The sequence below is a fragment of the Maricaulis sp. genome (genome assembly GCF_030149515.1).
Classification (GTDB): Bacteria; Pseudomonadota; Alphaproteobacteria; order Caulobacterales; family Maricaulaceae; genus Maricaulis.
The window spans coordinates 13,775-36,665 of sequence record NZ_JASBRI010000018.1 but is presented as its reverse complement, the minus strand read 5'-3'; the positions used below and the strand labels follow the sequence as shown (position 1 = coordinate 36,665).

Annotated in this window: 17 protein-coding genes; 5 read left to right on the top strand and 12 right to left on the bottom strand. The window is 66.9% G+C overall.

Features of this window, described 5'->3' with window-relative positions:
* The 4 genes from Q1U94_RS07770 to uxaC form a co-directional block, all read right to left on the bottom strand.
* Positions 1–997: TRAP transporter large permease (locus Q1U94_RS07770; protein WP_300543163.1), on the bottom strand; the 997-nt coding region annotated here is incomplete at its 3' end.
* Entirely contained in the window at positions 988–1,485 is a 498-nt protein-coding gene (locus Q1U94_RS07765) for a TRAP transporter small permease (protein ID WP_300543162.1), read from the bottom strand. The genes Q1U94_RS07765 and Q1U94_RS07770, both read right to left, overlap by 10 nt.
* The gene (locus tag Q1U94_RS07760; protein ID WP_300543161.1) at positions 1,478–2,488 is read right to left on the bottom strand and encodes a TRAP transporter substrate-binding protein; all 1,011 of its coding nucleotides are present in this window, start codon (positions 2,486–2,488) and stop codon (positions 1,478–1,480) included. Before Q1U94_RS07760 ends, Q1U94_RS07765 begins: the two co-directional genes overlap by 8 nt.
* Positions 2,485–3,909: a glucuronate isomerase gene (uxaC, locus tag Q1U94_RS07755; protein WP_300543160.1), complete on the bottom strand. Its 1,425-nt coding sequence runs from the start codon at positions 3,907–3,909 to the stop codon at positions 2,485–2,487. The genes Q1U94_RS07760 and uxaC overlap by 4 nt, the downstream gene beginning before the upstream one ends.
* Before the next feature lie 142 nt (positions 3,910–4,051).
* On the opposite strand from uxaC, the gene manD reads away from it, so the two are divergent.
* The 3 genes from manD to Q1U94_RS07740 are packed head-to-tail and all read left to right on the top strand — an operon-like array spanning position 4,052 to position 8,180.
* Entirely contained in the window at positions 4,052–5,260 is a 1,209-nt protein-coding gene (gene manD / locus Q1U94_RS07750; RefSeq protein WP_300543158.1) for a D-mannonate dehydratase ManD, read from the top strand.
* 4 nt (positions 5,261–5,264) lie between these two features.
* Entirely contained in the window at positions 5,265–6,203 is a 939-nt protein-coding gene (locus Q1U94_RS07745) for a sugar kinase (RefSeq protein WP_300543157.1), read from the top strand.
* A gap of 33 nt (positions 6,204–6,236) precedes the next feature.
* The gene (locus Q1U94_RS07740; RefSeq protein WP_300543156.1) at positions 6,237–8,180 is read left to right on the top strand and encodes a sialate O-acetylesterase; all 1,944 of its coding nucleotides are present in this window, start codon (positions 6,237–6,239) and stop codon (positions 8,178–8,180) included.
* On the opposite strand, the gene Q1U94_RS07735 is transcribed toward Q1U94_RS07740, so the two are convergent.
* From Q1U94_RS07735 to Q1U94_RS07710, 6 genes are all read right to left on the bottom strand, one after another.
* On the bottom strand, positions 8,177–9,004 hold the full coding sequence (locus tag Q1U94_RS07735) for a TIM barrel protein (RefSeq protein WP_300543155.1): 828 nt from the start codon (positions 9,002–9,004) through the stop codon (positions 8,177–8,179). The two genes, Q1U94_RS07740 and Q1U94_RS07735, sit on opposite strands and share 4 nt — an antisense overlap.
* Positions 9,004–10,017, bottom strand: coding sequence for a hypothetical protein (locus Q1U94_RS07730; protein WP_300543153.1), 1,014 nt, complete (start codon positions 10,015–10,017; stop codon positions 9,004–9,006). Before Q1U94_RS07730 ends, Q1U94_RS07735 begins: the two co-directional genes overlap by 1 nt.
* A complete protein-coding gene (locus Q1U94_RS07725; protein WP_300543151.1) occupies positions 10,017–14,291 on the bottom strand; it encodes a VWA domain-containing protein in 4,275 nt (1,424 codons plus the stop codon). Before Q1U94_RS07725 ends, Q1U94_RS07730 begins: the two co-directional genes overlap by 1 nt.
* On the bottom strand, positions 14,273–14,788 hold the full coding sequence (locus tag Q1U94_RS07720; RefSeq protein ID WP_300543150.1) for a hypothetical protein: 516 nt from the start codon (positions 14,786–14,788) through the stop codon (positions 14,273–14,275). The genes Q1U94_RS07725 and Q1U94_RS07720 overlap by 19 nt, the downstream gene beginning before the upstream one ends.
* Positions 14,789–14,869: 81 nt before the next feature.
* Entirely contained in the window at positions 14,870–15,799 is a 930-nt protein-coding gene (locus tag Q1U94_RS07715) for a proline racemase family protein (protein ID WP_366917274.1), read from the bottom strand.
* Positions 15,800–15,807: 8 nt separating this feature from the next.
* Positions 15,808–16,755 carry a dihydrodipicolinate synthase family protein gene (locus tag Q1U94_RS07710; protein ID WP_366917273.1) on the bottom strand — a complete coding sequence of 316 codons (948 nt, stop codon included), beginning with the start codon at positions 16,753–16,755 and terminating at the stop codon, positions 15,808–15,810.
* A gap of 246 nt (positions 16,756–17,001) precedes the next feature.
* On the opposite strand from Q1U94_RS07710, the gene egtB reads away from it, so the two are divergent.
* Both egtB and egtD read left to right on the top strand, forming a co-directional pair.
* Positions 17,002–18,255 (top strand): ergothioneine biosynthesis protein EgtB, encoded by a 1,254-nt coding sequence (gene egtB / locus Q1U94_RS07705; RefSeq protein WP_300543145.1) that lies wholly within the window; start codon positions 17,002–17,004, stop codon positions 18,253–18,255.
* Between the two features lie 4 nt (positions 18,256–18,259).
* A complete protein-coding gene (gene egtD / locus Q1U94_RS07700) occupies positions 18,260–19,222 on the top strand; it encodes an L-histidine N(alpha)-methyltransferase (RefSeq protein ID WP_300543144.1) in 963 nt (320 codons plus the stop codon).
* 93 nt (positions 19,223–19,315) lie between these two features.
* Here egtD and Q1U94_RS07695 read toward each other — a convergent pair whose 3' ends face one another.
* Both Q1U94_RS07695 and Q1U94_RS07690 read right to left on the bottom strand, forming a co-directional pair.
* Positions 19,316–21,283 (bottom strand): M50 family metallopeptidase, encoded by a 1,968-nt coding sequence (locus tag Q1U94_RS07695; RefSeq protein WP_300543143.1) that lies wholly within the window; start codon positions 21,281–21,283, stop codon positions 19,316–19,318.
* Positions 21,256–22,884: an HlyD family efflux transporter periplasmic adaptor subunit gene (locus Q1U94_RS07690; protein ID WP_300543142.1), complete on the bottom strand. Its 1,629-nt coding sequence runs from the start codon at positions 22,882–22,884 to the stop codon at positions 21,256–21,258. The genes Q1U94_RS07695 and Q1U94_RS07690 overlap by 28 nt, the downstream gene beginning before the upstream one ends.
* Positions 22,885–22,891: the final 7 nt, after the last annotated feature.

Here is a 22,891-nt window from a genome sequence, read left to right as displayed (position 1 = left end):
TGTCCATGAAGGCGCCCAGCACCAGAAGAACGATCAGGATCATCATCAGGACGATGGTAGGGTCGTCGGACACCGCCGTCAGCGCCGCGGCCAGCGCCTGGGGTCCCTCCAGTACGGCAAACAGCCAGCCGAACATGCCGGCCGCGCCGATAATCATCATGATCATCGCCGTCGTCTTCACCGCTCCGGCCACGGCTTCCGCCATCCGCGTCCAGCCGAGCGTGCGATAGACCAGAACGCCGATGACCAGGGTGTAGAGCACCGCAATGGCCGAGCTCTCGGTTGGCGTGAAAATTCCCAGGAGGATGCCAAACACGATGATGAAGGCCGTCATAAGCCCCGGCAACGCCCCGGCCAGCGCGCGCAGAAAGACCGGCCAGCCGGGGAAGGTCCCGCGCGGATAACCCCGGTTCACTGCCACCAGCCAGGCCGCAAGCATCAACGCCGCCCCGGCCACCAGCCCGGGCACCACGCCGGCCAGAAAAAGGTCTCCGACCGACAGGCTGACCGGGGACGCGGCGGCGTAAATGATCATGTTGTGCGATGGCGGGATGAGAATGCCCAGGATCGCCGCGGTGATCGTGACATTGACAGCATAGTCGCCGTCATAGCCCCTCTCCCGCATCATGGGCATCAGGGTCGAACCCAACGCCGAAACCGAGGCCGCCGCCGAGCCGGAAACCGCGCCGAACATCATCGAAGCTCCGACATCGACCTGGCCCAGCCCGCCACGGGCCCGGCCAAAGGCGGCTTCCGCGACATTGACCAGGCGCATGGCGATACCGCTGCGCGCCATCAGATCTCCGGCAAAGACGAAGAAGGGGATGGCCATCAGGGAAAACACGTTCATGCCCGCCGTCATCCGCTGGAAGGCAACAATGAACGGAATATCCAGCCACCAGAACATGGCCAGGCTGGCCGCGCCGAGCGAGAAAGCCACCGGCACGCCCAGGGCCAGGAGGCCGAACAGGACGACAAGCAGGACGATCAGCTCCATAACGGCTTCACCTCCCGGCCGACGATGTCCGCCAGGATATGTTCCAGTGCGAAAAAGGCTATCAGCCCGCCCGCGCCGGAAAGCGGCATGTAGGCCACGCCGCGCGGCAGCCCTAGTGTGGGGATGACATGGCTCCAGGTCGCCAGCGCCAGCTCCGCACCGCTCACCGCCATGACCGCGCCGAAAACCAGCACCACCAGATGTGCGAGAACGCGCACGCCGCGCCGGACCGGTGCGGGCACCAGGTCTTCCAGCAGGGAAAGGCGGATATGGAAGCTCTCGCGCACCCCGGCCGCCGCCGCAAACAGGATGAACCAGAGCATCAGCAGAAGGGCTGCTTGTTCGGTCCAAGGCGGCGCAGCGTTGAGCATGTAGCGGGCAAAGACCTGCCAGCCGACGATCAGCGTCATCGCCGCGAGCCCCGCCGCAGAGGCCATCAGCGCCAGCCGGCTGGCCAGGCGCGACAGGGCGGATACAGCCTCAAGCATCGCCCGCCCCCACGGCCCGGATTTCCTCGGCCAGATCGCGCAAGTCCGGGGTGGTAAGGAACCGCTCCCACACCGGCGCCACGGCCTCGACAAAGGGCGCGGGATCCGGTTCGTTTACCCGAACACCGGCCTCGGCAAGCAATTCCCGCGCCCGCCGGACCCGGGCGTCCCAGTGCGCGCGCATATAGGGCACGCTTTCCCGGGCGCATTGCCGGATCAGTGCCCGGTCCTCCCCGGAGAACTGCTGCCAGCTGCGCGCGGACACCACCAGCGCTTCGGGCGCCATGACATGCCGTGTGAGGCTGTAGTGGGGCGCCACCTCGAAATGCCGCGAGCTTTCATAGGAGGGCCAATTATTCTCGGCCCCGTCGACCACGCCCTGGGTCAGGCCCTGATAGACCTCGCCATAGGGCATCGGTGTCGCATTCGCCCCCAACGCATCCACCAGGGCCACGAACAGATCCGAGTTCTGGACCCGGATCTTGAGCCCGCGCAGGTCGGCCGGCGTTTCGATCAACCGGTCGCGGGTATAGAAACTGCGCGCGCCGGAATCGTAAAAGCACAGGCCGATCAGACCATGCGGTTCCAGCGCGTCGAGAATGCGCTGTCCCGGGGCTCCGTCCATGGCGGCTCGCATATGTGAGATGTCGCGGAACAGGAAAGGCAGGGCCGGCACCCGGGTTTCCGGTGCAATGGAATTGAGCGGTGCGAGATTGACCCGGTTGAAATCGATGCCGCCAAAGACCGTGATTTCCAGCGTGTCGCGTTCCGACCCGAGCTGGGCGCCGGGATAGAGTTTTACCTGCAACCGCCCGCCCGACCGTTCGTGCATCAGCCGGGCCATTTCGCGCACGGCGGCGACGGTGGGATAACCATCCGGTTGGGCATCGGTTGCGCGCAGGATATCGCTGCGGCCACGGCGGCATCCCGGCAGCAGCGCGCCCGCGCTCAACGCGGCCGCCAGCATGGCCCGGCGCGAGACATATCCGCCCGGCAGGCTCACAGTCGGTAGGCCTTCTTGGCGAGGGTGTAGGTGAGGTCGCGGGCGATGCGGTACGCTTGGGTTTCGGTCAGCCGGTGTTCGGCCACCAGACGCGCCAGGAAGGCGCAATCCATCCGCCGGGCCACATCGTGACGCGCCGGGATTGACAGGAAGGCGCGCGTATCGTCGTTAAAGCCTGCCGTATTGTAGAAACCCGCCGTCTCGGTCATCTGTTCGCGATAGCGGCGCATGCCCTCCGGACTGTCGTGAAACCACCAGGGCGGTCCCAGTGTGAGGGCCGGATAGTGCCCGGCGAGGGGGGCCAGCTCCCTGGAATATGTGGTTTCGTCGAGGGTAAAGACGATGATCTTCAGGCCGGGCTCGTTACCAAAGCGGTTGAGCAGCGCCTTCAGCCCGCCGACGAAATCTGTCGCCACAGGCAGATCGTCACCCATATTCGATCCGAACCTGTCGCGTACGGGCGCATTGTGGCTGCGCCAGCAGCCGGGGTGAATCTGCATCACCATGCCGTCGTCCAGCGACATGCGCGCCATTTCCACCAGCATATGTCCGCGAAAAGTCTCGGCGTCCGCAGCGCGGACGCGCCCATTGCGTACCCGGTTGAAAAGAACCTCCGCATCCTGGCGGGACAAATCGGCCGTGAAGGCGGTGGGATGGCCGTGATCTGTTGCCGTCGCCCCATGGGCCCGGAAAAAGGCGCGTCGCTCTTCCAGTGCGAGCAGGTAGCCGTCATAGCGGCCCGTATCCCGCCCGGTCACCTGGCCCAGCCGGTCGAGATTGGCCGCAAAGCCGGGATGGTCGGGATCGAGCACATTGTCCGGACGGAATGTGGTGATCACTCGGTGATTCCAGGCATCCTGCTTGATTTTCGCGTGATGCGCGAGCGGATCGAGCGGGTCCTCGGTCGTCGCGATGAGTTCGATGTTGAACCGGTCCATCAGGGCCCGGGGGCGGAAATCCGCTTCGGCCATCCGCGCCTGGATGGCGTCGAAATAGAGATCCGCCGTCCCGGCGCTCAGCCGGACATCCAGTCCGAACACCTCGGCATAGACCCAGTCGTGCCAGAATTGCGACGGTGTGCCGTCGAATACGTGATAATGCTCGGCAAACCGGCGCCAGATGGCGCGCGGATCGGTCTCGACCGTGCGGCCTGTCCCCTCGCCTTTCGGGGCTATGCCCAGATCCTCCAGGGGCACGCCCTGGCTGTAGAGCATGCGGAAGACATAGTGGTCGGGCGTGATCAACAGAGCGGCCGGATCCGGAAAGGGCGTGTCCTCGGCGAACCACTGCGGATCGGTATGACCGTGCGGGCTGATGATGGGCAGGGCCGCAACGGCCTCGTAGAGATCGCGCGCAAGGGTGCGCGTCGAGGCGTCGGCCGGGAAAAGCCGGTCGGGATGCAGGTGCAGCGGCTCGGTCACTTGCCCGCTCCCGGTCTGCGCCGCGACTGCGCATCCATACTCTCATCCCCTCCCGTATTCAGATTCGGATTGCGCCAGACGTTGACAGAGGCGGCGAGGCGCGTCAATCAATTGTCAGACAAATAATCCCTGTAGGCCCGCCATGAAAATCACCCGTGCCACGGTCATCGTCACCTGCCCAGGCCGCAATTTCGTCACTCTGAAAATTGAAACGGATGAAGGTGTTTACGGTATCGGCGACGCGACGCTGAACGGGCGCGAGAAAGCCGTCGTGGCCTATCTCGAGGATCATGTGATACCGGTCCTGATCGGCCGCGATGCGCACCGGATCGAGGATATCTGGCAGTATTTGTACAAGGGCGCCTATTGGCGCCGCGGGCCGGTGACGATGTCGGCCATCGCCGCCGTCGATACCGCCCTGTGGGACATCAAGGCCAAGGCCGCCGGCCTGCCGCTCTACCAGATCCTCGGCGGCGCCTCGCGCGAAGGCGTTCTGGTCTATGGTCACGCGAATGGCGCCGATATCGGCGAGACCGCCGATGCGGTCGGACGCTACAGGGACATGGGCTATCGCGCGATCCGCGCCCAGTCGGGCGTGCCGGGCGTCAAGGGGGCGTACGGGGTCGGCAAGGGCGGGCTCTACTACGAGCCGGCCGACAGCGCCCTGCCCGAGGAGACCGTGTGGTCGACGCCGCACTATCTGCGCCATGCACCCAAGCTTTTCGAGCGCCTCCGTGCCGAGCACGGCGAGGAGATCGAGCTTCTGCACGATGTGCATCACCGTCTCACGCCGATCGAGGCGGCAAGGCTGGGCAAGGATCTAGAACCCTTCCGCCTGTTCTGGATGGAGGATTGCACGCCGGCGGAGAACCAGGAGGCCTTCCGCCTGGTGCGCCGGCACACCACGACGCCGCTTGCCGTGGGGGAAATCTTCAACTCCGTCCACGACTGCCGCACCCTGATCCAGGAACAGCTTATCGACTTCATCCGCACTACCGTAGTCCACGCCGGCGGCATCACCCACCTCAGGCAGATCGCCGGATTAGCGGCGCTTTATCAGGTACGTACCGGCAGTCATGGCGCCACGGACCTGTCGCCGGTGTGCATGGGCGCGGCGCTTCATTTCGACCTCTGGGTACCCAATTTCGGCATCCAGGAATACATGCGCCATACCGAGGAGACCGACGCCGTTTTCCCGCACGCCTACCGGTTCGAGAACGGCTATCTCCACCCCGGCGACACACCGGGCCATGGTGTCGATATCGATGAGGCGCTGGCCGCGAAATATCCCTATAATCCCAAGCAATTGCCCGTCGCCCGCCTGACCGACGGCACATTGTGGAACTGGTAGGCTCATGACCGCGCCCGCTGTTGTCATTATCGGTGAGGCCATGCTGGAACTGTCCGGCCGGTCCCGGCTGGGCGGAACGATGACCCTGGGCCAGGGCGGCGACACGCTGAATACGGCGATATACCTGGCGCGGCTGGGCGTTTCGGCCGCCTATGTCACCGCCCTGGGACAGGACCCCTGGTCCGATGAAATGCTGGCCAATTGGGACGCCGAAGGCATCAATACCGGGCTTGTTGTGCATCACCCAAGGCGCATGCCCGGCCTCTACGCCATCCAGACCGACGAGCGGGGCGAACGCAGCTTTCTCTACTGGCGCGACAATTCCGCGGCGCGGGAAATGTTCGACCTGCCCGGATCGGAAACCGCCATCGCGGCGGCCTCGAAATCCGACTGGCTCTATTTCTCCGGCATCACCCTGTCGATCCTCTCTGCCCACGCCCGCGAACGCCTGTTCGGGATCGTTCGCGCGGTGAGGGAGAATGGCGGACAGGTTGCCTTCGACCCCAATTTCCGCCCGCGCGGCTGGCCCGGTGCGAACGCGGCCCGGCACCTGTTCACCGCTCTTGCGCGGGATATCGATCTGGTCCTGCCCTCGCTGGACGACGAAGACCTGCTGTTCGGCCCGGCCGCCCCGCAAGACCATATCGCACGCTGGCAGGCCGCCGGGGTGCAGACCGTCGTCGCCAAATGCGGTGCCGAGGGGTGCTGGATCGGGGAGGCCGGCACGGCGCCACGCAAGCTGGCCGCCCGTCCGGCGAGGCAGGTGGTCGACACGACCGGCGCCGGAGACAGTTTCAATGCCGGTTTCCTGGCCGCCCGCCTGCGCGGTGCCGGCCTGGACGAGGCCGTCGGCGCAGGTCAGGCGCTGGCCCGCATCGTTGTCGGCTATCCCGGTGCCATCGCCCCGGCCGAAGCCCTTGCGGGGCCACGCGCGCAGGCCTGAGACAACCGGCCTTAGACAAACCAGGAGACCACCATGTTGCATCGCCCCTCCGGATCCGCAGGCCTCGCCCTGGCCGCGTGTCTTGCCCTGGCCGCCCCCGCTGACGCGCAGGACGCCGATCGCCTACTGGGCAGCGTGTTCTCCGATCACATGGTGGTCCAGCGCGGTGCTCCGGTCCGGATCTGGGGCGAAGCCGGGCCGGGCGAAACCGTCGATGTCTTCTTCGACGGCGCACGGCGCACGGCGCAGGCCGGGCCGGACGGCGCCTGGTCGGTCAGTTTTCCCGCCCGTGAGGCCGGCGGTCCCTACGATATTGCCGTGGAGACCGGCGGCGGAGCCATGGCGGAGCTGTCCGGCGTGCTGGTCGGCGACGTCTGGCTGTGCTCGGGCCAGTCCAACATGGAATACCCCGTCTATCGCGCACTCAATCCCGACCGCGAGATCGCCGGCCCGCACAGCGACACGATCAGGCTGCTCACCGTTCCGCACGACCACCGGCCGCAGCCGCTGACCCGCCACGCCGCGGCGCTGGACTGGCAGCGCGCGACCCCGGACAGCGTGCGCGATTTCTCCGCCGTCTGTTTCTTCACCGGGCGCGAATTGCAAGCCGCCCGGCCGGACGTGCCGCTGGGCCTGATCGACGCCTCCTGGGGCGGGTCCCGGATCGAAGCCTGGATCGGGGCGGACAGGCTGCGCGAAACAGGCAGTTTCGACAGCGGGCTGGACCTGCTGAATCTCTATGCCGACGACCCGACCCGTGCCGCGGCACAGTTCGGCGAGACCTGGCAGGCCAATTGGCAAGCCGCCCACGGAACGGCACCGTGGGCCAGCCCCGGCGCAGACTGGAGCCCGGTTCCCGGACTCTCCGACTATCGCACCTGGGACGATCCGGAGGTGCGCGATCATCTGGGCATGATCTGGTATACTGCCACGTTCAACCTGACCGCGGAGCAGGCTGGGCAGGCCGCAAGCCTGCATCTTGGCGGGGTCGACGAAGTCGACGCGACCTGGGTGAATGGCCAGTTCGCCGGCTACACTTTCGGCTGGGGCACGCCGCGGCACTACACGCTGCCCGCCGGCCTGTTGCGGCCCGGAGAAAACACACTCCTGGTCAATGTGCTCAACGGTTGGGGGGCCGGCGGCATGACCGGTCCGGCGGACAGGATGCGGCTGGAATTCGACACAGGCGAGCGTGTGCCCATCGGCACGGGCTGGCGTTACCGCGTCGCGGCGGCGGGCGGTGCTCCGGCGCGCGCACCCTGGGAGTCCGTCGGCGGTCTGACCACGATCCACAACGGTATGGTGGCTCCGCTGGGCCCGATCGGCCTGACCGGCGCCCTGTGGTATCAGGGCGAGTCAAACACGGGCCGGCCCGGCGAATACCAAGACCTTCTGCACACCCTCCTGAGCCATTGGCGCGATCAGTTCGGAGAAGGCCTGCCGGTCTTTATCGTGCAGCTTCCGGATTTCGGCGCCCTGCAATCCGGTCCCGTCGACAGCGGCTGGGCCGGGGTCCGCGAAGCCCAGCGCCAGGTCGCCCTTGCGGATCCAGACGCCGGCCTCGCCGTCGCCATCGATCTCGGCGACCGGTTCGACATCCACCCGCCCAACAAACAGGCGGTGGCGGCCCGCCTGGTGCGTTCGATCGAGAGCCAGCTTTATGGGGGCGAACTTCCGGCCTGGGGGGCCAATCCCGCCTCGGTCGAACGCGCGGACGCGCGGATCGAAATCGCCTTCGAGGGTACGGGCGGCGGGCTCGCGGTGATCGGCAACAGCCGGCCGGCCGGGTTCGAACTCTGCGACAGTGAAGGCTGTGTATTCGCCGATGCGGAGCTGGACGGCACGACGGTCATATTGACCGGCGACGCCGCCGCCCCGGCAACCTATATCCGCTATTGCTGGGCCGACGCACCCATCTGCAATCTCTACGACACGACCGGCCTGCCAGTCGGCCCGTTCGAGGAGGTGGTGGATTAGGGCGCCTGGCCCAATATCCGCGAGAGCGCTGCGTGGCTGTCGCGGGCGAAAGTCCAGGGGTCGGGCGGGTTGTCGTGTTCGGCGTAGACATGTTCGAACCCGCGGCCATCCGGTGAATTGAGCAGGGCCGGAAAATCGATCTGTCCCGCCCCGACGCTCACCATGGCGCCATCGGACCCCATGTCCTTGGCATGGCAAAGCGGGAAACGGCCGGGGTGCGCGGCGAGCAAGGCCGCCGCATCGGCACCCGCGCGGCGCGTCCAGTAGATATCGAGTTCAAACCCGACGAGGCTGGCGTCGCAGGCGTTCAGCAGATGATCGAAGGGCACCAGCCCGTCCTCCTGCGGTGCGAACTCGAAGTCGTGATTGTGATAGGCGAATTGAAGGCCCGCCTCGCGGCAGGCCGCACCGAACCTGTTGAGCGTTTCCGCCCAGCCGCGCCAGTCATCGGCGCCTTGCCGCAGATGTTGGGGAATCCAGGCGATGACGGCACAGGCATGGCCCGCTTCCAGCGTGGTGTCGATCACGGCCTGCGGATTGTCGCGCGCGGAAACGGCATCGACATGTGCGCTGGGTGCGGCAAGCCCGGCCCCGGCCAGGAAATGCCGGATCTCGGCCGGGCCATGGCCGAAATAACCGGCAAACTCGACCTCGCCATAGCCGATCGACGCCACGCGCTCGAGCGTGTCCGGCACGCTTGCCGACATGGCTTCGCGAAGCGAGTAAAGCTGCAGCCCCGGCCGGCGCCGGTCTGCGCCAGCGGCCGCCGGGAGGGCGCTGCCCGCCAGGATCGCCGCCACGGCCGCACGGCGTGTCATCGGCATCAGCCGGCGTCTCCCTTGCCGGGTTCATCGCCCGGTTCGGGCGGGGCCGGCTTGCGCCGCCGGAACCGGTAAAGGCCGCCCGCCAGCACCGCCGCCAGGCCAAGCGCGGCCAGCAGCCAGACCCCGCTGCGCCCGGCTTCGCCCTCGACGGCCCGGCCGAGTTCAGCCGCCACGCTTTCCGCCTCGTCGGCAGAGCGCACCGGCCGGCCCAGCGCCTCGCCGACAAGGTCGAGCTGGAAGAAGGAGGGATCCTCGCTTTCCAGTCCCAGTGTGACCAGCGAGCCGGTGACGTCGATGTCGGGCCTGTAATGTACGATTTCCAGCGCCTTGAAGGCCTCGACCCGGTTTTCCGCCCAGTCCACCGTGTCGGACAGGCCGATATGGATCGGCCGCCCCTCGGCGCGCACATAGCGCATCGAGCGCCAGGCGAAATTATTGTCGGCGGTCTGGTAGATGCGCTCGCCGCGATGATCGAGCACTTCGATGCGCGGCCCCTGATAATTGCCGCCGAAATGGTGCAGGTGAATGCCGATCACCCCGCCTGCGGGCGCGTCGATGCGGAACCAGTCGGCATCCCCGCGCGAAACCCGGACGAGACGGTGAAAGGGCAGATCGATGTCGCGGGCCGTTTCCCAGCCATCATTCGGTTCGAAGGCATCGAAGGGCGGATCGAACCGCAACCGCCCCTGGACCTCCACCGTCACGCCGTCGCCCGGCGCCTCGATGCGCAGATCGAGATCGTGACGCCCGGGGCCGAGGACGCGGGGCTGCGTTTTCGCCGCCGCCTCGCCTTCACCGGCGAGCACGATTTCAACCGGCCCGGTGCCCGGCGGTGCGGCGAACAGGTCGAAGGCGGGCCGTCCGGGATGGTCGATATCGACGCGGACATGGGCCAGCCCGGTCTCGTCGAAACGCAGGGTTTCGATCCGCTCCGGATCGAGTGACTGACGCCGCTGGGCTTCGGCGCATACGGGCAGCACAAGAGTGAGCAGGAGGAGCAGAACCGGACGCATCAGCCGCTCTCCGGCTGGGCGGCCTGTACGGCCCGGTCGATACGTTCACGCGCCGCGTCAAGATCGACCAGCGTGCCGCGAACGCGACTGGCCGCGTCCCGCACCGCGCGCAGGCGGGCCTCGGACCGGGCCGAGCTGGCGAATTCCGTCTCGGTCTCGCTCGGCTCGCTGTTGATGCCCCAGCGGGCGCGCTGCACATCGCCGCCCCGTGTGCGGATGGAGCCGTAATAGACGCCGTAGGTTTCGCGTTCATGCCAGGCCAGGCAGCGTCCGTCGGGCAGGGCCCGTTCGATATAGCTGTGTTCGACCAGGCGGATACGGTCGAGATGGCGGCCGCCATCCTCCACGTCCACGGAATAGCCGCGCCAGCTCGCCACGCGGCATTCGGCCGGCGGATCGGGGGGCTCGGGTGCGGGCGGATCTTCCGGCGGTACACGGTCGGGGGCGCGATGGGCGTTGACCAGGGACTGCAGGGCCCGCGCCGACGCTACGACATTGCCGTCGCAGGTCTCCGCCCCGTCAGTGAAAGTGGCAAAGCGCCATTCCTCGGCGCGGGGATCGCCGGAGGCGGCAAACAGGGCCCGGCCCTGATCGTGGGCCGCGGCCAGCGGCGTGCCGCCCGACGGGCTGATCGAATTGACCCGTTCGCGTACGCGCTCGATATCGCGGGTAAAGGACTGGCGGATATAGCTGTTGCAATCGGTAAAGGCGACCAGCCCGACCTCGATCACCTGGTCCTCGGGCAGATTGTCCAGCGTCTGCATGATGCCGGTCTTGGCATTGCCCATGCGGTTATTGGTTTCCATCGACCCGGATCCGTCGAGAATGACCAGCAGGGACAGGGCCGGCGGAGGGCCGATACGGTGCCACCGGTCCGGGCCGCCGCGCGCCGACGTCGCACCGCCACGCTCGGATTCCAGGCCTTCCCAGTACAGGCCCGAGGACCAGCGGGCGGGATCGCCGATCACGGCACCGGTGCGCGGATCGGCATCCTGGATGCCGTCCCCCAGCCGCACATCTACGGGCAGATCGCCGTTCTCGTCCTGCCCGGTGGCAGCTTCGGCGAAATCGAACCGGCCTTCCCAGCGCGCACCCTCGCCTTCGAATTCGACCTCCGCGCCACCGATCCGGACTACGGGCGCCGCGTCGAGACCGGCGGAAAACTGCAGCCGCATCCGGCCCTCGCCCTCGGCCGGGGCCTGGCCGGCCCGGGCCACATCCAGCCGCCGTTCCGGATTGCCCAGGGCGCGGTGGGTCAGATTGGGCTCGTCCTCGTAGTCCAGCTCGCCGCGCCAGCGCGCATCGTAGATCGTCCGCCCGCCGCCGCGCACGGCGATGCGGTCCAGGAAAACGGGGAGCGTATCGAACAGGAGGCGGTGATCGGTATCGGGCTGGGCGCCCTCGGTTTCGGGGTCGCCATCGACAAAGGCGCCGCGGGTCGAGCGCGCCATGACCGAGAGGGTCCGCCCGCCACGCCGGAACCCGTCCGCATCGGCGACCTCCACGGTGCCGCGCCAGCGGCGCTCGCCCGCCCAGTCACCCTCGATGGGCTCGCCATTCAGCAGGAAGGCCTCGCGCTCGGTATCCGGCTCCATCCCGGCATCGAATTCGATTTCGACGGTCAGCGTCTCTGCCGGCGGGACGGGATAGAAGGCATTGTCCTCATCGGCCTCGGGAACCTCGGTCCCGCTGGCCTCGGCAAAGCCTTCGGCGGGCTCCCCGGACACGTCCGCATCCGGCAGCGGCGGCGCGGTATAGCGGTAATAGGCATCGCGCTCCTCACCACCGATCTCGACGCGGGCGATCCGCGGCGTGACAACGTCGCGGCGCAGCACGAAACGCCCGACACTGGCGCGGCCGGGGTCTTCCTCGCCCCCCGCCACGGCCCGGCGGATGAAGAGATAGGTCTCGTCCTGGGCGTTGAAGCGGATATCGGCGAACACATTCTCGACGGAAAAGCGGATGCGGCCGTCGCGCCAGTCCTCGATATCGGTGATAGCGACCGCGCTCTGCGGCGAACGCCCGGCCAGCAGCTCGCCCGGCTCGTCACCGAAATGACGTCCCTCGATGGTAAGCGTGTCGCGGGTATCTTCCACCACGGCGACCACGCCGGCATCGGCCTCTTCCTCATCGTCGCTGAAATCGATCACCGGGACGGCATCGCACCAGTTTGCCACGGAGCGATAGGCCAGCCCCTCATCATCCATCTCGAAGGCCCGGCTCTGATCGCGCGAGAAATCCCAGGACACATAGCCCGGATGCAGTTCGGCCAGCCCGTCACCGTCGAGGCGGGGCGAGGACCAGTTGGAGGAGGCGATCTCGCACAGGGGATCGGCCTGCTGACGCTCGCCATCAACGATCGCCGACAGGTATTCCTCGATGATCGGCGTGTCCTCGCGCACGCCTTCATAGACGCGCTGGGCAAGGATGCGGCAAGTGGCGCGCTCGCGGTCGCGGGTGGCCCGGCGCAGCTCGCCCAGCATCCGGTCCGAGCGGGCACAGAACCAGTCTGCATGAGCGCGGTTGAAGAAGCCGAAAATGGTCTGGGCGTCGCGTCCGCGCGGGTCCTCGTCGCGCAGCGTGGTGAGGTCCGGCGGTTCGAAATAGGAGGCAACGGGGAAATTGTCGCCCGTGGGCACGCCCACAAGATCGCTCATCCCGCCCCGGGCCAGATCGATCCCCGAGGGATCCTGATAGGCCCGCAGCTTGACCCACGCATAGATGCGCGTGGTGTCCAGCGCGACCGAGCGGTCGGAATACACGAAGGCCGCCACTTCGGGGATGTACTCGTCGTCTTCCTCGATCGTACCGACGGTCTCGCCGATGGCACGCCCGACCTGGATGATCATCCGGCCCAGGCTGGCCAGCGCACCGGCTGTGGCGAATTCGGGCCCGAAACCCACTGCCATGGATTCGTTGGTCGCCCAGATATCGAAGCAGGAATGGCCCTGTTCGGAGGGGATGGAGGCATTCACATTGACGCCGTCAATGCCGTAGCCGCCGGCGGAATTGGTGCCGAACCCCTCGATCACCGATTTGAACCCCGCGGCCGAGCATTGCAGCATTTCCTCGCGCTGGCGCACGACATTGATCGGCATGTCGGAATTGTATTCCAGTGCGACATCGCCAGCCTCGAAACGGGCCGCATAGCTGCCGCGCATCATGTCCTGGCCGCGATAATCCCCGACCCCGCCATGCGTGTCGCCGGGCCCCACCTCGTGCCGCCATTCCGGCACATAGATCTCCGCCGGCGGACGCCCGCCCGACGTATCGCCGAGGCCGACCAGGCTGAGGAGGGATTCCTTGGCGTAGGACAGGAGGTTGGAAATGAAGCTGCGATCGACCACCTCCGGCGAGGACAGGGCGTCGGGCAGGTGGGTGACCGACTGGTAGCCGTGCACAATGCCTGTGAAACCGCCGGTGATCAGCGCCTTGGCGACATCCACCCCGGCCCCGCGGGCGCTGTATTCCGGCGCGCCCCAGCGCTCGAACATGTGGCCCATGGCCCAGCGGTCCTGCAGGAAATGCTGGGCATAGCCCTCATAGGCCAGCGCCATCAGCTCGGCCTCGCGTACCGCATCGCCGTGCAGTTCCAGATTGGCCGCGTCATCGCCCAGTGCCTCACGCATGCGCCGCGCGCGGCCGGCCAGGTTCAGCGCCGTGCGGTGCAATTGCCGGTAGGACATGGTGGCCTGGGAGCCGAAATGGGAGGCGTTGAACCCGCCACCCTGCCAGTAGGTATAATTGTGGCAGTCGCCCGGCGTATCCGGCGGTAATTCGCCGGTCGGCATGGGCGGACAGAGTTCGTTCTTGTTGATCCAGTCGTAGATGGAATAGCTGATATCGGGGACGCCCGCCCAGTTGGGTGCGCCCGCCAGGGCGCGGCGCGGAATGCCCATCACGTCGGCCTCGTCCGCCCAGGCGCCGGACAGCGTACTGATCTCGTCACGGAAATAGCCGGCATTGAGATCGAGCGCATAGAGCTGCGTCCGCGGCGAGAAGCCCCAGGGATAGCCCGGCGCGGCGCGTTCCAGGGCGACATGTGCCAGCCAGGCATGCTCGTTCTCGGTGCACAGAGCGGCGCTGCGCTCATGGCAGTAATAGAGCCCGGCCCATTTGGCCCGGTGATGATCCTGGGAGACGCCGCTGGCCGCACCGGCCGGACGCCGCAACGCCTCCTTGGTATCCCATGCCAGCAGCCCCAGCGACGCACTCACCACGAGCGCGAAGGCGAGGAGGCGGCGGGGCGCCGGGATCATTGCCGCGGGGCGCACCAGGCATCCTCCTCGAGAAAGATCGTGCCGAAGGCCTCAACCGCGCCGTCCAGGCCGCCGCCGGAACGGCTGGCATAGCGCTGGCGGCAGGGATCGGGACAGGCCGATTGCGCCACACAGCCGCGCAGATGGCCGGCCCGCCCGGCATCGTCGCGCGGGGCATCCGTGCCGAGGCAGGTGAAGACGCTGTCGACGCAATCGCTCCACTGGGCGATCGGGTCGTCGAGATCGGGATCGACCAGCAGCGTCAGCTGGGCGTCGTAGCGCCCGCCATGACCGGCCGGGATCTGGTCGCGGAAGACCTCGCAGCCCTCCGAGCATTCCGGATCGTAGGGGACGGTCGCCGCCTGCCAGAGATCGTCGGGCGGCCGGTCGAGATAGCGCCAGCCCAGCCAGCCACCCAGCGCCAGCACGCCGGCAATTGCCAGCACGGTCCCGGCGCGTCCGGGACGTCTCGCATCCGCCTGAGGTGCGTCGGTGTCGGCGTCGTCCGCCATCCAGCCCTCCCCGCCCGCAAGTATGATGAACGCAGGGGCGGAAAGGCAAGGGCGAATTCGCGGACAGGGCGAAAACCGCCCTCAGGCGAGGCCCAGGCGGAACGGGTCGGCCGGATCGCTGACCAGCCGCGTGTCCGCGAAGACATGCGCCGTGCCGGCAATGGACGGAATGATACCGCCCTCCGGGCCCGGTCGGTAGGTGCCGGAAAACCGGCTGCCGATAATGCTCTCCTGGACCCAGGTCTCGCCGGGGCCGAGCTGGCCGCGACGGGCGAGACAGGCCAGTTTCGCACTCGTACCGGTGCCGCAGGGCGAACGGTCATAGGCCCCTCCGGGGCACAGCACGAAATTGCGGCTGTTGACGGATGGATGCGGCGAGGGTCCGACGAGTTCGATATGGTCGATCTCGGCACCGTCCGCACCGGTTATGCCCTGCGCCGCCAGGGCCCGCCGGATCGCCCAGGCCGCATCGGTGAGGGCGGGGATCTGCGCGGGCTCCAGCGGTACCGGAACCGCATCGCTCAGGAAGAACCAGTTCCCGCCCCAGGCAATATCGCCCGTCACACGGCCCAGGCCCGGCACATCAAGGGTGAGACCGGCCTGCAGGCAATGGCTTTCCACATTCTCGAATCGCACCGCGTTCGGCCCGAGCAGTTCCACCTCGACCGAACCCACGGGGGTTTCGAGCCGGTGCAGACCGGCCTCGAGCCGCCCCAGCCAGGCCAGCGTCGCCGCCAGCCCGATCGTGCCATGGCCGCACATGCCCAGATAGCCGTAGGTATTGAAGAAGATGACCCCGGCGGCAGCCGCCGGATCTTCCGGTTCGCATAACAGCGCCCCCACCGCCGCGTCCGGGCAGCGCGGCTCGAGAATGCACGCGCGCCGGTCGCCGTCGAAGCATTCGGCAAAAACGCGCCGCCGCTCCGCCAGCGACCCCGCCCCCAGATCCGGTCCGCCCTCAACGATGACCCGGGTTGGCATGCCGCCGGTATGGGAATCGATAACGCGCACGGCCGGGCTCAGTCCCGCACGCCGGGCCAGCCGGCCCACCAGCTCCGGAAGCGGCGCCAAGTTTCGTCGATGAAGGCCTGTTGCGCGGGACTCAGCCGGTCGGATGCGTTGAGCTGATGTTGGTAGGCGCCATGACCTTCCAGAACCATCAGCCGCTTGTAGTAGAGCACCAGATCCGGCCCCTCGTCGAACGTGGCCAGCACCTCCAGCGCCCCGGCCAGCTCCTGCGCCAGGCGCCGGCTGCCAGCATCGCCGCCGGCGGCCCGCTTGCACAGCTCGACCAGGCGCAGCACCTCGACGGGAAGCGCATTGCCGACCCCGGTGATCGCCCCCGTCGCACCGCAGTTCACATAGCCGTGGACCACCTGCGTATCGACGCCGACCATCAGGGTCAGCGACTCATCGCCGGACGTGATGTGTTCGGCGGCATAGCTGAGCGACGCCGCACCGCCGAATTCCTTGAACCCGACCAGATTGGGATGCGCCTCGCGCAGGGCGAAGAAGAGATCGGCGCGGGTCTCGAACCCGTAATAGGGGCTGTTGTAGATCACCGCCGGCAGATCGGGGGCCGCCTCGAGCACGGCCGAGAAATGGGCTTTCTGGGCCTGCGCCGAGGCACCGCGCGAGAGCACGCGCGGAATGACCATCAGGCCGGCCGCACCGGCGTCGGCGGCGTGGCGGGCCAGCGCAACGGCCCGCCCGGTATTCTGGGCTCCCGTGCCGACCACGACCGGCAGGCCCGCCTCGCACAGGCGCGCCACACCCTGCTGGCGCTGCTCGTCCGTCAGAAGCGGCCAGTCACCCATGGAGCCGCAATAGACGACGGCATCCATGCCGGCCTCGACAAGGTCGCGGCCGGTGGCCACCAGATTGTCGAAATCGGGCACTCCGGCCTCGTCGCACGGCGTCATCAAGGCCGGCATGCATCCTGAAAAAATCGCCCGGTCGGCCGTCATGCGCACTCCCCTCTCATCCCGTTTCAACCCATTCACCCGGTCATCACCGGTGCCGTGCCGCACACCCCGGCGCAGCAGCGCGGCCAGACGCCATCGGATACCGGCAGGACCGGGCGCGCAAGAGCGGAAACTGCAGGATCGCACACGCAATCGCGCACATTTGTTCGATTAAACGGTTTCCCTACGCGGACAATCGCGTTGGAATAGGGGTTCGCCCCTTGACGATCGTCGACAACAGGACGCCCCATGACTTTGCCCGCTGTGCCACCCGCCCTGGCTCCGCCGGACGTCGCGCTGCTGTTCCGGGATGTCAGAGCCCGGACCGCTGAACTGGCGGCGCCGCTCAGCGCCGAGGACATGATGCTCCAGTCGATGGAGGATGCCAGTCCGGCAAAATGGCACCTGGCCCATACGACCTGGTTCTTCGAGGAATTTATCCTGCGCCCCCGGGTGAAGGATTACCGCTCTCCCGACGACCGGTTCGCGGTGCTGTTCAATTCCTATTACGTCCAGGCCGGCCCGCGGCATGCCCGCGACAAGCGCGGCCTGATCTCCCGGCCCGGACTGGAGGCCGTCCGCGACTACCGCGCCCATGTGGACGAGGCGCTGATGGACCTGATTGCGGCGGATCGCGACGATCTCGATGCGATCGCGGGCCTGGTCGAGCTGGGCTGTCATCACGAGATGCAGCACCAGGAATTGCTGGTCACCGACCTGTTGCACGGCCTGTCCTACAATCCGCTGATGCCGGCCTATCGCGACCCCGAACCCCTGCCGGTGTCCGGCGCGCTGCCCCTGGAATTCCGCTGTTTCGACGGGGGTGTCACCGAGATCGGCCATGCCGGCGACGGCTTTGCCTTCGACTGCGAAATGCCGCGCCACAAAGTGTTCCAGGCCCCCTTCGGCTATGCCGGCCGCCCCGTGACCAATCGCGACTGGATCGGCTTCATTGAAGACGGGGGGTATGACACCCCATCTTTGTGGCTGATGGACGGATGGGCCGTGAAGGAGCGGGAAGCATGGGACACGCCGCTATACTGGTGGAAGCAGGATGATGAGTGGTGGTCCTTCACCCTGCGCGGGGCCCAGCCGGTGGCCCTCGACGCGCCGGTCGTGCATGTCAGCTATTACGAGGCCGACGCCTTTGCCCGCTGGGCCGGAGCGCGCCTGCCGACCGAGGCCGAGGCCGAGATTGCCACGCGCGACCTGCCGGTCCGGGGCAATTTCGCAGAGAGCAACATGTTCCGCCCGCTGCCGGGAAGCGGCGAGTGGGGCGATGTGTGGGAATGGACCCAGAGCGCCTATGCGCCCTATCCGGGCTTTCGTCCGTATGAAGGTCCAGTGGGCGAGTACAATGGCAAGTTCATGGTGAACCAGATGGTGTTGCGCGGCGGCTCCTGTGCGACGCCGGAAGCGCAGATGCGCCCGACTTACAGAACCTTCTTCTACCCCCATCAACGCTGGCAGATGCTCGGGCTGCGGCTGGCCAAGGACATGTAAGATCATGGATACATCCCTGAGAGACGACCCGGTCTTTGCGGCCGAGGCCCTGGACGGGCTGCGTTCGGATCCCAAATGGATCGACAGCAAGTGGCTCTACGATGCCGAGGGCAGCGCGATCTTCGAAGAGATAACGCAGCTGCCGGAATATTATCCCACACGCACGGAAACCCGGATCCTGCGCGAGGAGGTCCATGCCTTGCAACGGGTCCTTGCGCCGGGCACCGTCCTGGTCGAGCTGGGCAGCGGCGCCAGCGTGAAGACCCGCATCCTGCTCGACGGCGCGGACCATCTGGCCGCCTATGTGCCGGTGGATATCTCGGCCCGATTTCTCGAGGAAACGGCGCACGGGCTGCGCCAGCACTATCCCGATCTCGACATAAGCCCGGTGATTGCCGACTTCACCGGCGATATCGACCTTCCGCCGGCCCTCGATGGCGCGCCGAAGACCGTCTTCTTTCCCGGATCGACGATCGGCAACCTGCCGCACGATACCGCCGCCGCGATGCTCGGCCGGATCCGGCGCTGGAACGGCATCGGCGCGCTTATCCTCGGGATCGACCTGGTCAAGGATACCGGCACGCTGGTCCGCGCCTATGACGACAGCGCCGGCGTGACAGCCGCCTTCAACCTCAATCTCCTCAAACGCATGAACCGTGAAATCGGCGCCGATTTCGACCTGTCCGCCTTTACCCACGAGGCCCGCTGGAACACCGCCCACAGCCGCATCGAGATGCACCTGGTCAGCCAGGACGATCAGGTGGTCCCCGTGGCCGGTGCGGATATCCACTTCAGCCGCGGCGAAACCATCCACACCGAAAACAGCCGAAAATACACGCGGGACAGCCTCGCCGCGATTGCCAGAAAGGGGGGATGGGAAATCGCCGATTTCCTGACCGACCCGGACCGGCTTTTCGCCGTTGCCATCCTGGAACCGTCCGGCCGCAGCCCCGGTCCCGGCGAGTAGGAATGCAGGCCGGCTGTGGACCGGCTCCTGGACCTTTGCGTGCCCGATCTTCCCGTCACCCATCCGCGTTCGGATCCGGGCTGACAGCGTCACTCAGCCCAATCGCCGCTCGATTTCGGACAGGCGGGCGTCCTGGAGATTCTGCAACAGGCCACGGATGTGGAAGGCGGCGCGCTGCCAAAGCGCTTCCGTGCGGAAGTCCAGCCTCAGCCGCGCCGCCCCGCTCATGATCCCGGCCGGCGGAAGCGGGGCGGTGACCTGGATCACATAGAGGCGCTGACCGCTTTGCCGATCGATGGATACGCGCTCCTGGAGGGTCAGCTGCATGACGTCCAACGGATAGTACTCGCCGCCGAAGCGGAGCTCTGCGGCCTGCACACCATCCCGGTAGTAGTGCACATAACGCTCCGGAAAACGCCCGGAGAGACGCGCATTCCCGCTGTCCGGATAGTAGGCGCCAAGCGCGCTACCGGCTTCCAGGCGCGTTCCCGATTGCAGATCGCTGCGCGGAACAAACACGCCGCTCTCCTCCGCCCGCAGGGTCTCCTGGGCGATCCGGTATTCCAGCTGGGCGATCTGGGTCGAGAGCGAATGGACCCGCTCGCGCGCGGTCGCCGCACGGACCGGTTCGCCGCCTCGTTCTGCGTCGAGCCTGCGGCGGGCGATGGCGAGTTCGGCTTCGCGTTCGACTAGCTGCTCGCGCAAGGCCACGCTTTCGAGCGCCGCCAGCCGGGCACCGGCCTGCATGACCCCGTATTCGGAAAGGGCGACCAGCCGGCCGGTTTCCGGCACCGAGACCGCGTAATGCCCCGACGCATCGACCGTGACAGGCAAGTCCTGACGTACCGGCACGCGGATCACGACGAGAGCCAAGGCGATCAGCGCCAGCGCGCCGAACCGCACTGTCCAGATGGCCTTGTTGTCCTCACTCCGGGCCGGCCCCGCCTGCTCGGGCGAGCGTGCGAGCGGGGCGAAGAACAGGGCGATCAGCCCCCACACCACCAGGACGGCACCCACGCCCATATAGCGCGGAAGCAGGCTGTAGGCGATGAAGCCGATAATATACAGACGATAGAAAAAGCTCGCGATCGCATAGACCAGGATCGCCGTTTCGCCCGGATTTCCGGGGGCCTGGCCCAGCCGGCCGAGCGAGCCCAGCCAGAGCTGGAACCCCTTGAACGACCGGCCGCCATCCTGGGAGAGATTGCGGTAGCGAACCAGGTCGATCAGCGCAAAATAACCGTCCAGCTTCACCAGCGGATTGGCGTTGAACAGGATCGAGTTGAGCGTGAGATAGACAAACAGATTGCCCAGCAAGGCACGGAGAAAATCGCCCGTCGTGAAATGCCAGGCGATGAAGATCAGAACGCCCAGCAACATGTCCGTGAAAAGGCCCGCCAGGCTGATCACCACACGCTGCTTGCGGTTCGCAGACACATCCGCGTCCGAGCAATCCACAAAGGGGATGGGGAAGAGGGCAATGAACAGAATGCCCGCATGCGCCACACGCGTCCCGTACCGGGTGGCGGCGAGGACATGGCCCAGCTCGTGGAAGATCTTCAACAGCGGCGCCGCGATCCCGAAGGTCAAAAGCGCCTGCGGCGAGAAAATGTTCTGATATGCGCCGGCAATCGCCCACTCGCTCTGGACCCCCAGGGCGAGTGCCACGAAGGTCAGGGCCAGCATGGCCCATATGTAGGCCGGCCCGACAATCGCCCGTGCCAGCCCGGTCAGATAGGGCTGGAAGGGCGCCACATTGAACAGGGATATGCGCAGGAACAGCGGATTGACCGCCCTTTGTCCGGCCCGGCCGGCCTGGCGCAGGTGCTGAACCGTGTGCAGCAGGCTGGCGATGCCCAGCCGGTCGCGCCTGGCCGTTTCGGCGTCGGACCGGCCTGACGCTCCGCCATGCTTGAGCCGCAACAGGGCACGTACGATTTCCCGCGGCAGGACCAGGATGCTGCCGGTCACCCTGTCCCGCGCCATCACGCCCCGCTCGGGCTGATCCAGCGGGCCATCGAGCTCGATCTGGTTCAGATGCGCCAGTTCAGGATTGTCCATGCCTTCATCCTGACAAATTCGACGATATGACGTGTCCACACGGCCAGGCGGATCGCCCGCCCTGTATCGATCTGGGCGAAGCCGGACAGGCCCGGCACGATTTGCACCTCGCCCTCGGTCTCGATCATCGCGGTCGCGATCAGGACGGGCGCCGCTTCCGGGTCCTCCCCTCGCGTATCGGGCGCCGGCGGGGTCAGAATGCGTATCGGATAGGCACGATCCAGCTGACCGCGCAAGCTCAGTTCGCCCGACTGTCCCACCGCGACAAAGCCGGCATCGGCGGGGCTGAGCGTGAGTTCGAATGTGTAGCGATGACTGGTCTGGATGCGGGCGATTTCTGTTCCCGCCGCCAGGAAACGCCCGCGCTCGCCGCCCGAGAGTGCCGCCACGACACGCCCGCCCCCGTCCGCTGTCGGCGTGAGCAAGGCCATGCGCGCTTCGATCTGCTGCAAACGGGCCTGCTGCAAGGCAACACGGGATTGCGCCTGCACATAGGCGCCATAATCGTCCTGGGCGAGAGCCGCATTGGCAGCCGCTTCCTCGACCGAGATCTGGTAAAGCGCGGAGGCTCGGGCATCGTCCTGGTCCGGCGCCGTCAGCACGGCGATCGGTGCGCCCGGATCGAGCGTTTCGCCCACCTCGACCTGCATCTGATCGAGATAGGTGGGGAAATGCAAGGAGACGACATCGACATCGCGCGGGCGGGTCACACCCGAAGCGGTAATGGCACGGTCGGTCGGCAAGAGCAGAAAAATCAGAAAGGCAGCCGCTGCCGCCATCCATCCACGCCGCAAGTAGGTGCGCCGCCTGGACCAGTCGCGCTGGGTTCTGTGGCGCAATTCCAGAATGCCGCGAAGGTCCTCGCAGCACCGTTCGGGGTCCCGTGCGGCCGGACCGAACAGCAGGAAGCCGAAACCGGCATCCCCCTGGGCCGGAAGCGAAATATAGCAATGCGAGACGGCGGCCTTGTCGAGGAGCAGGATCGTGTCCTCATGCCGCAGATCCTCCTCCTCCAGATCCGTCGTGGACACGTGTTGCGTGAGCCTCTCTTCACCCCGCCAGCGGCGCAGGAGATCGCCGATCGCATCCCGCATCGGCTCCAGCCGCAGGGAGGACAGGGTGAGCACAGATTGCTCGCCGGGGCGGCAGACCAGGATCGCCACCTCGTCCGCATCCCCGGCATTCGTGAGGGCATCGCAGGCCATGGCCAGGAGGCGCCGCGGCGTGATCCGGCCCCGCGCCTTGCCGAGATAGCGCGTGAGAAATCGCGCACTGTCCGGCAGTTCGGCCAGCGTATCGCCCGTGTCGGACGAGGCCGCCGCGAGCCGGCCTGACGCGGCGAGCCTGGCCAGGCGGTTGGCGATGTTCTTGAGCTGTGTGGCCGGCGGCACCGCGTCGAGCACAAACCCGATAACCGCACCGTCGTCCTGCGGCGCCAGCACGACCAGCTTGTCCCCGATCCGGCGCAACGCCGACTGGCCCGCCGCGATAGCGGGTACCTCAAGCGATGCAATATCCTCCGGAAGCGCCCCGAGTATCGCCACCGGCGCAGCGGACGCGCCAGGTCTCAGCGAAAAGATGCACGAGAGCGTTTCCAGCATCGCCCCG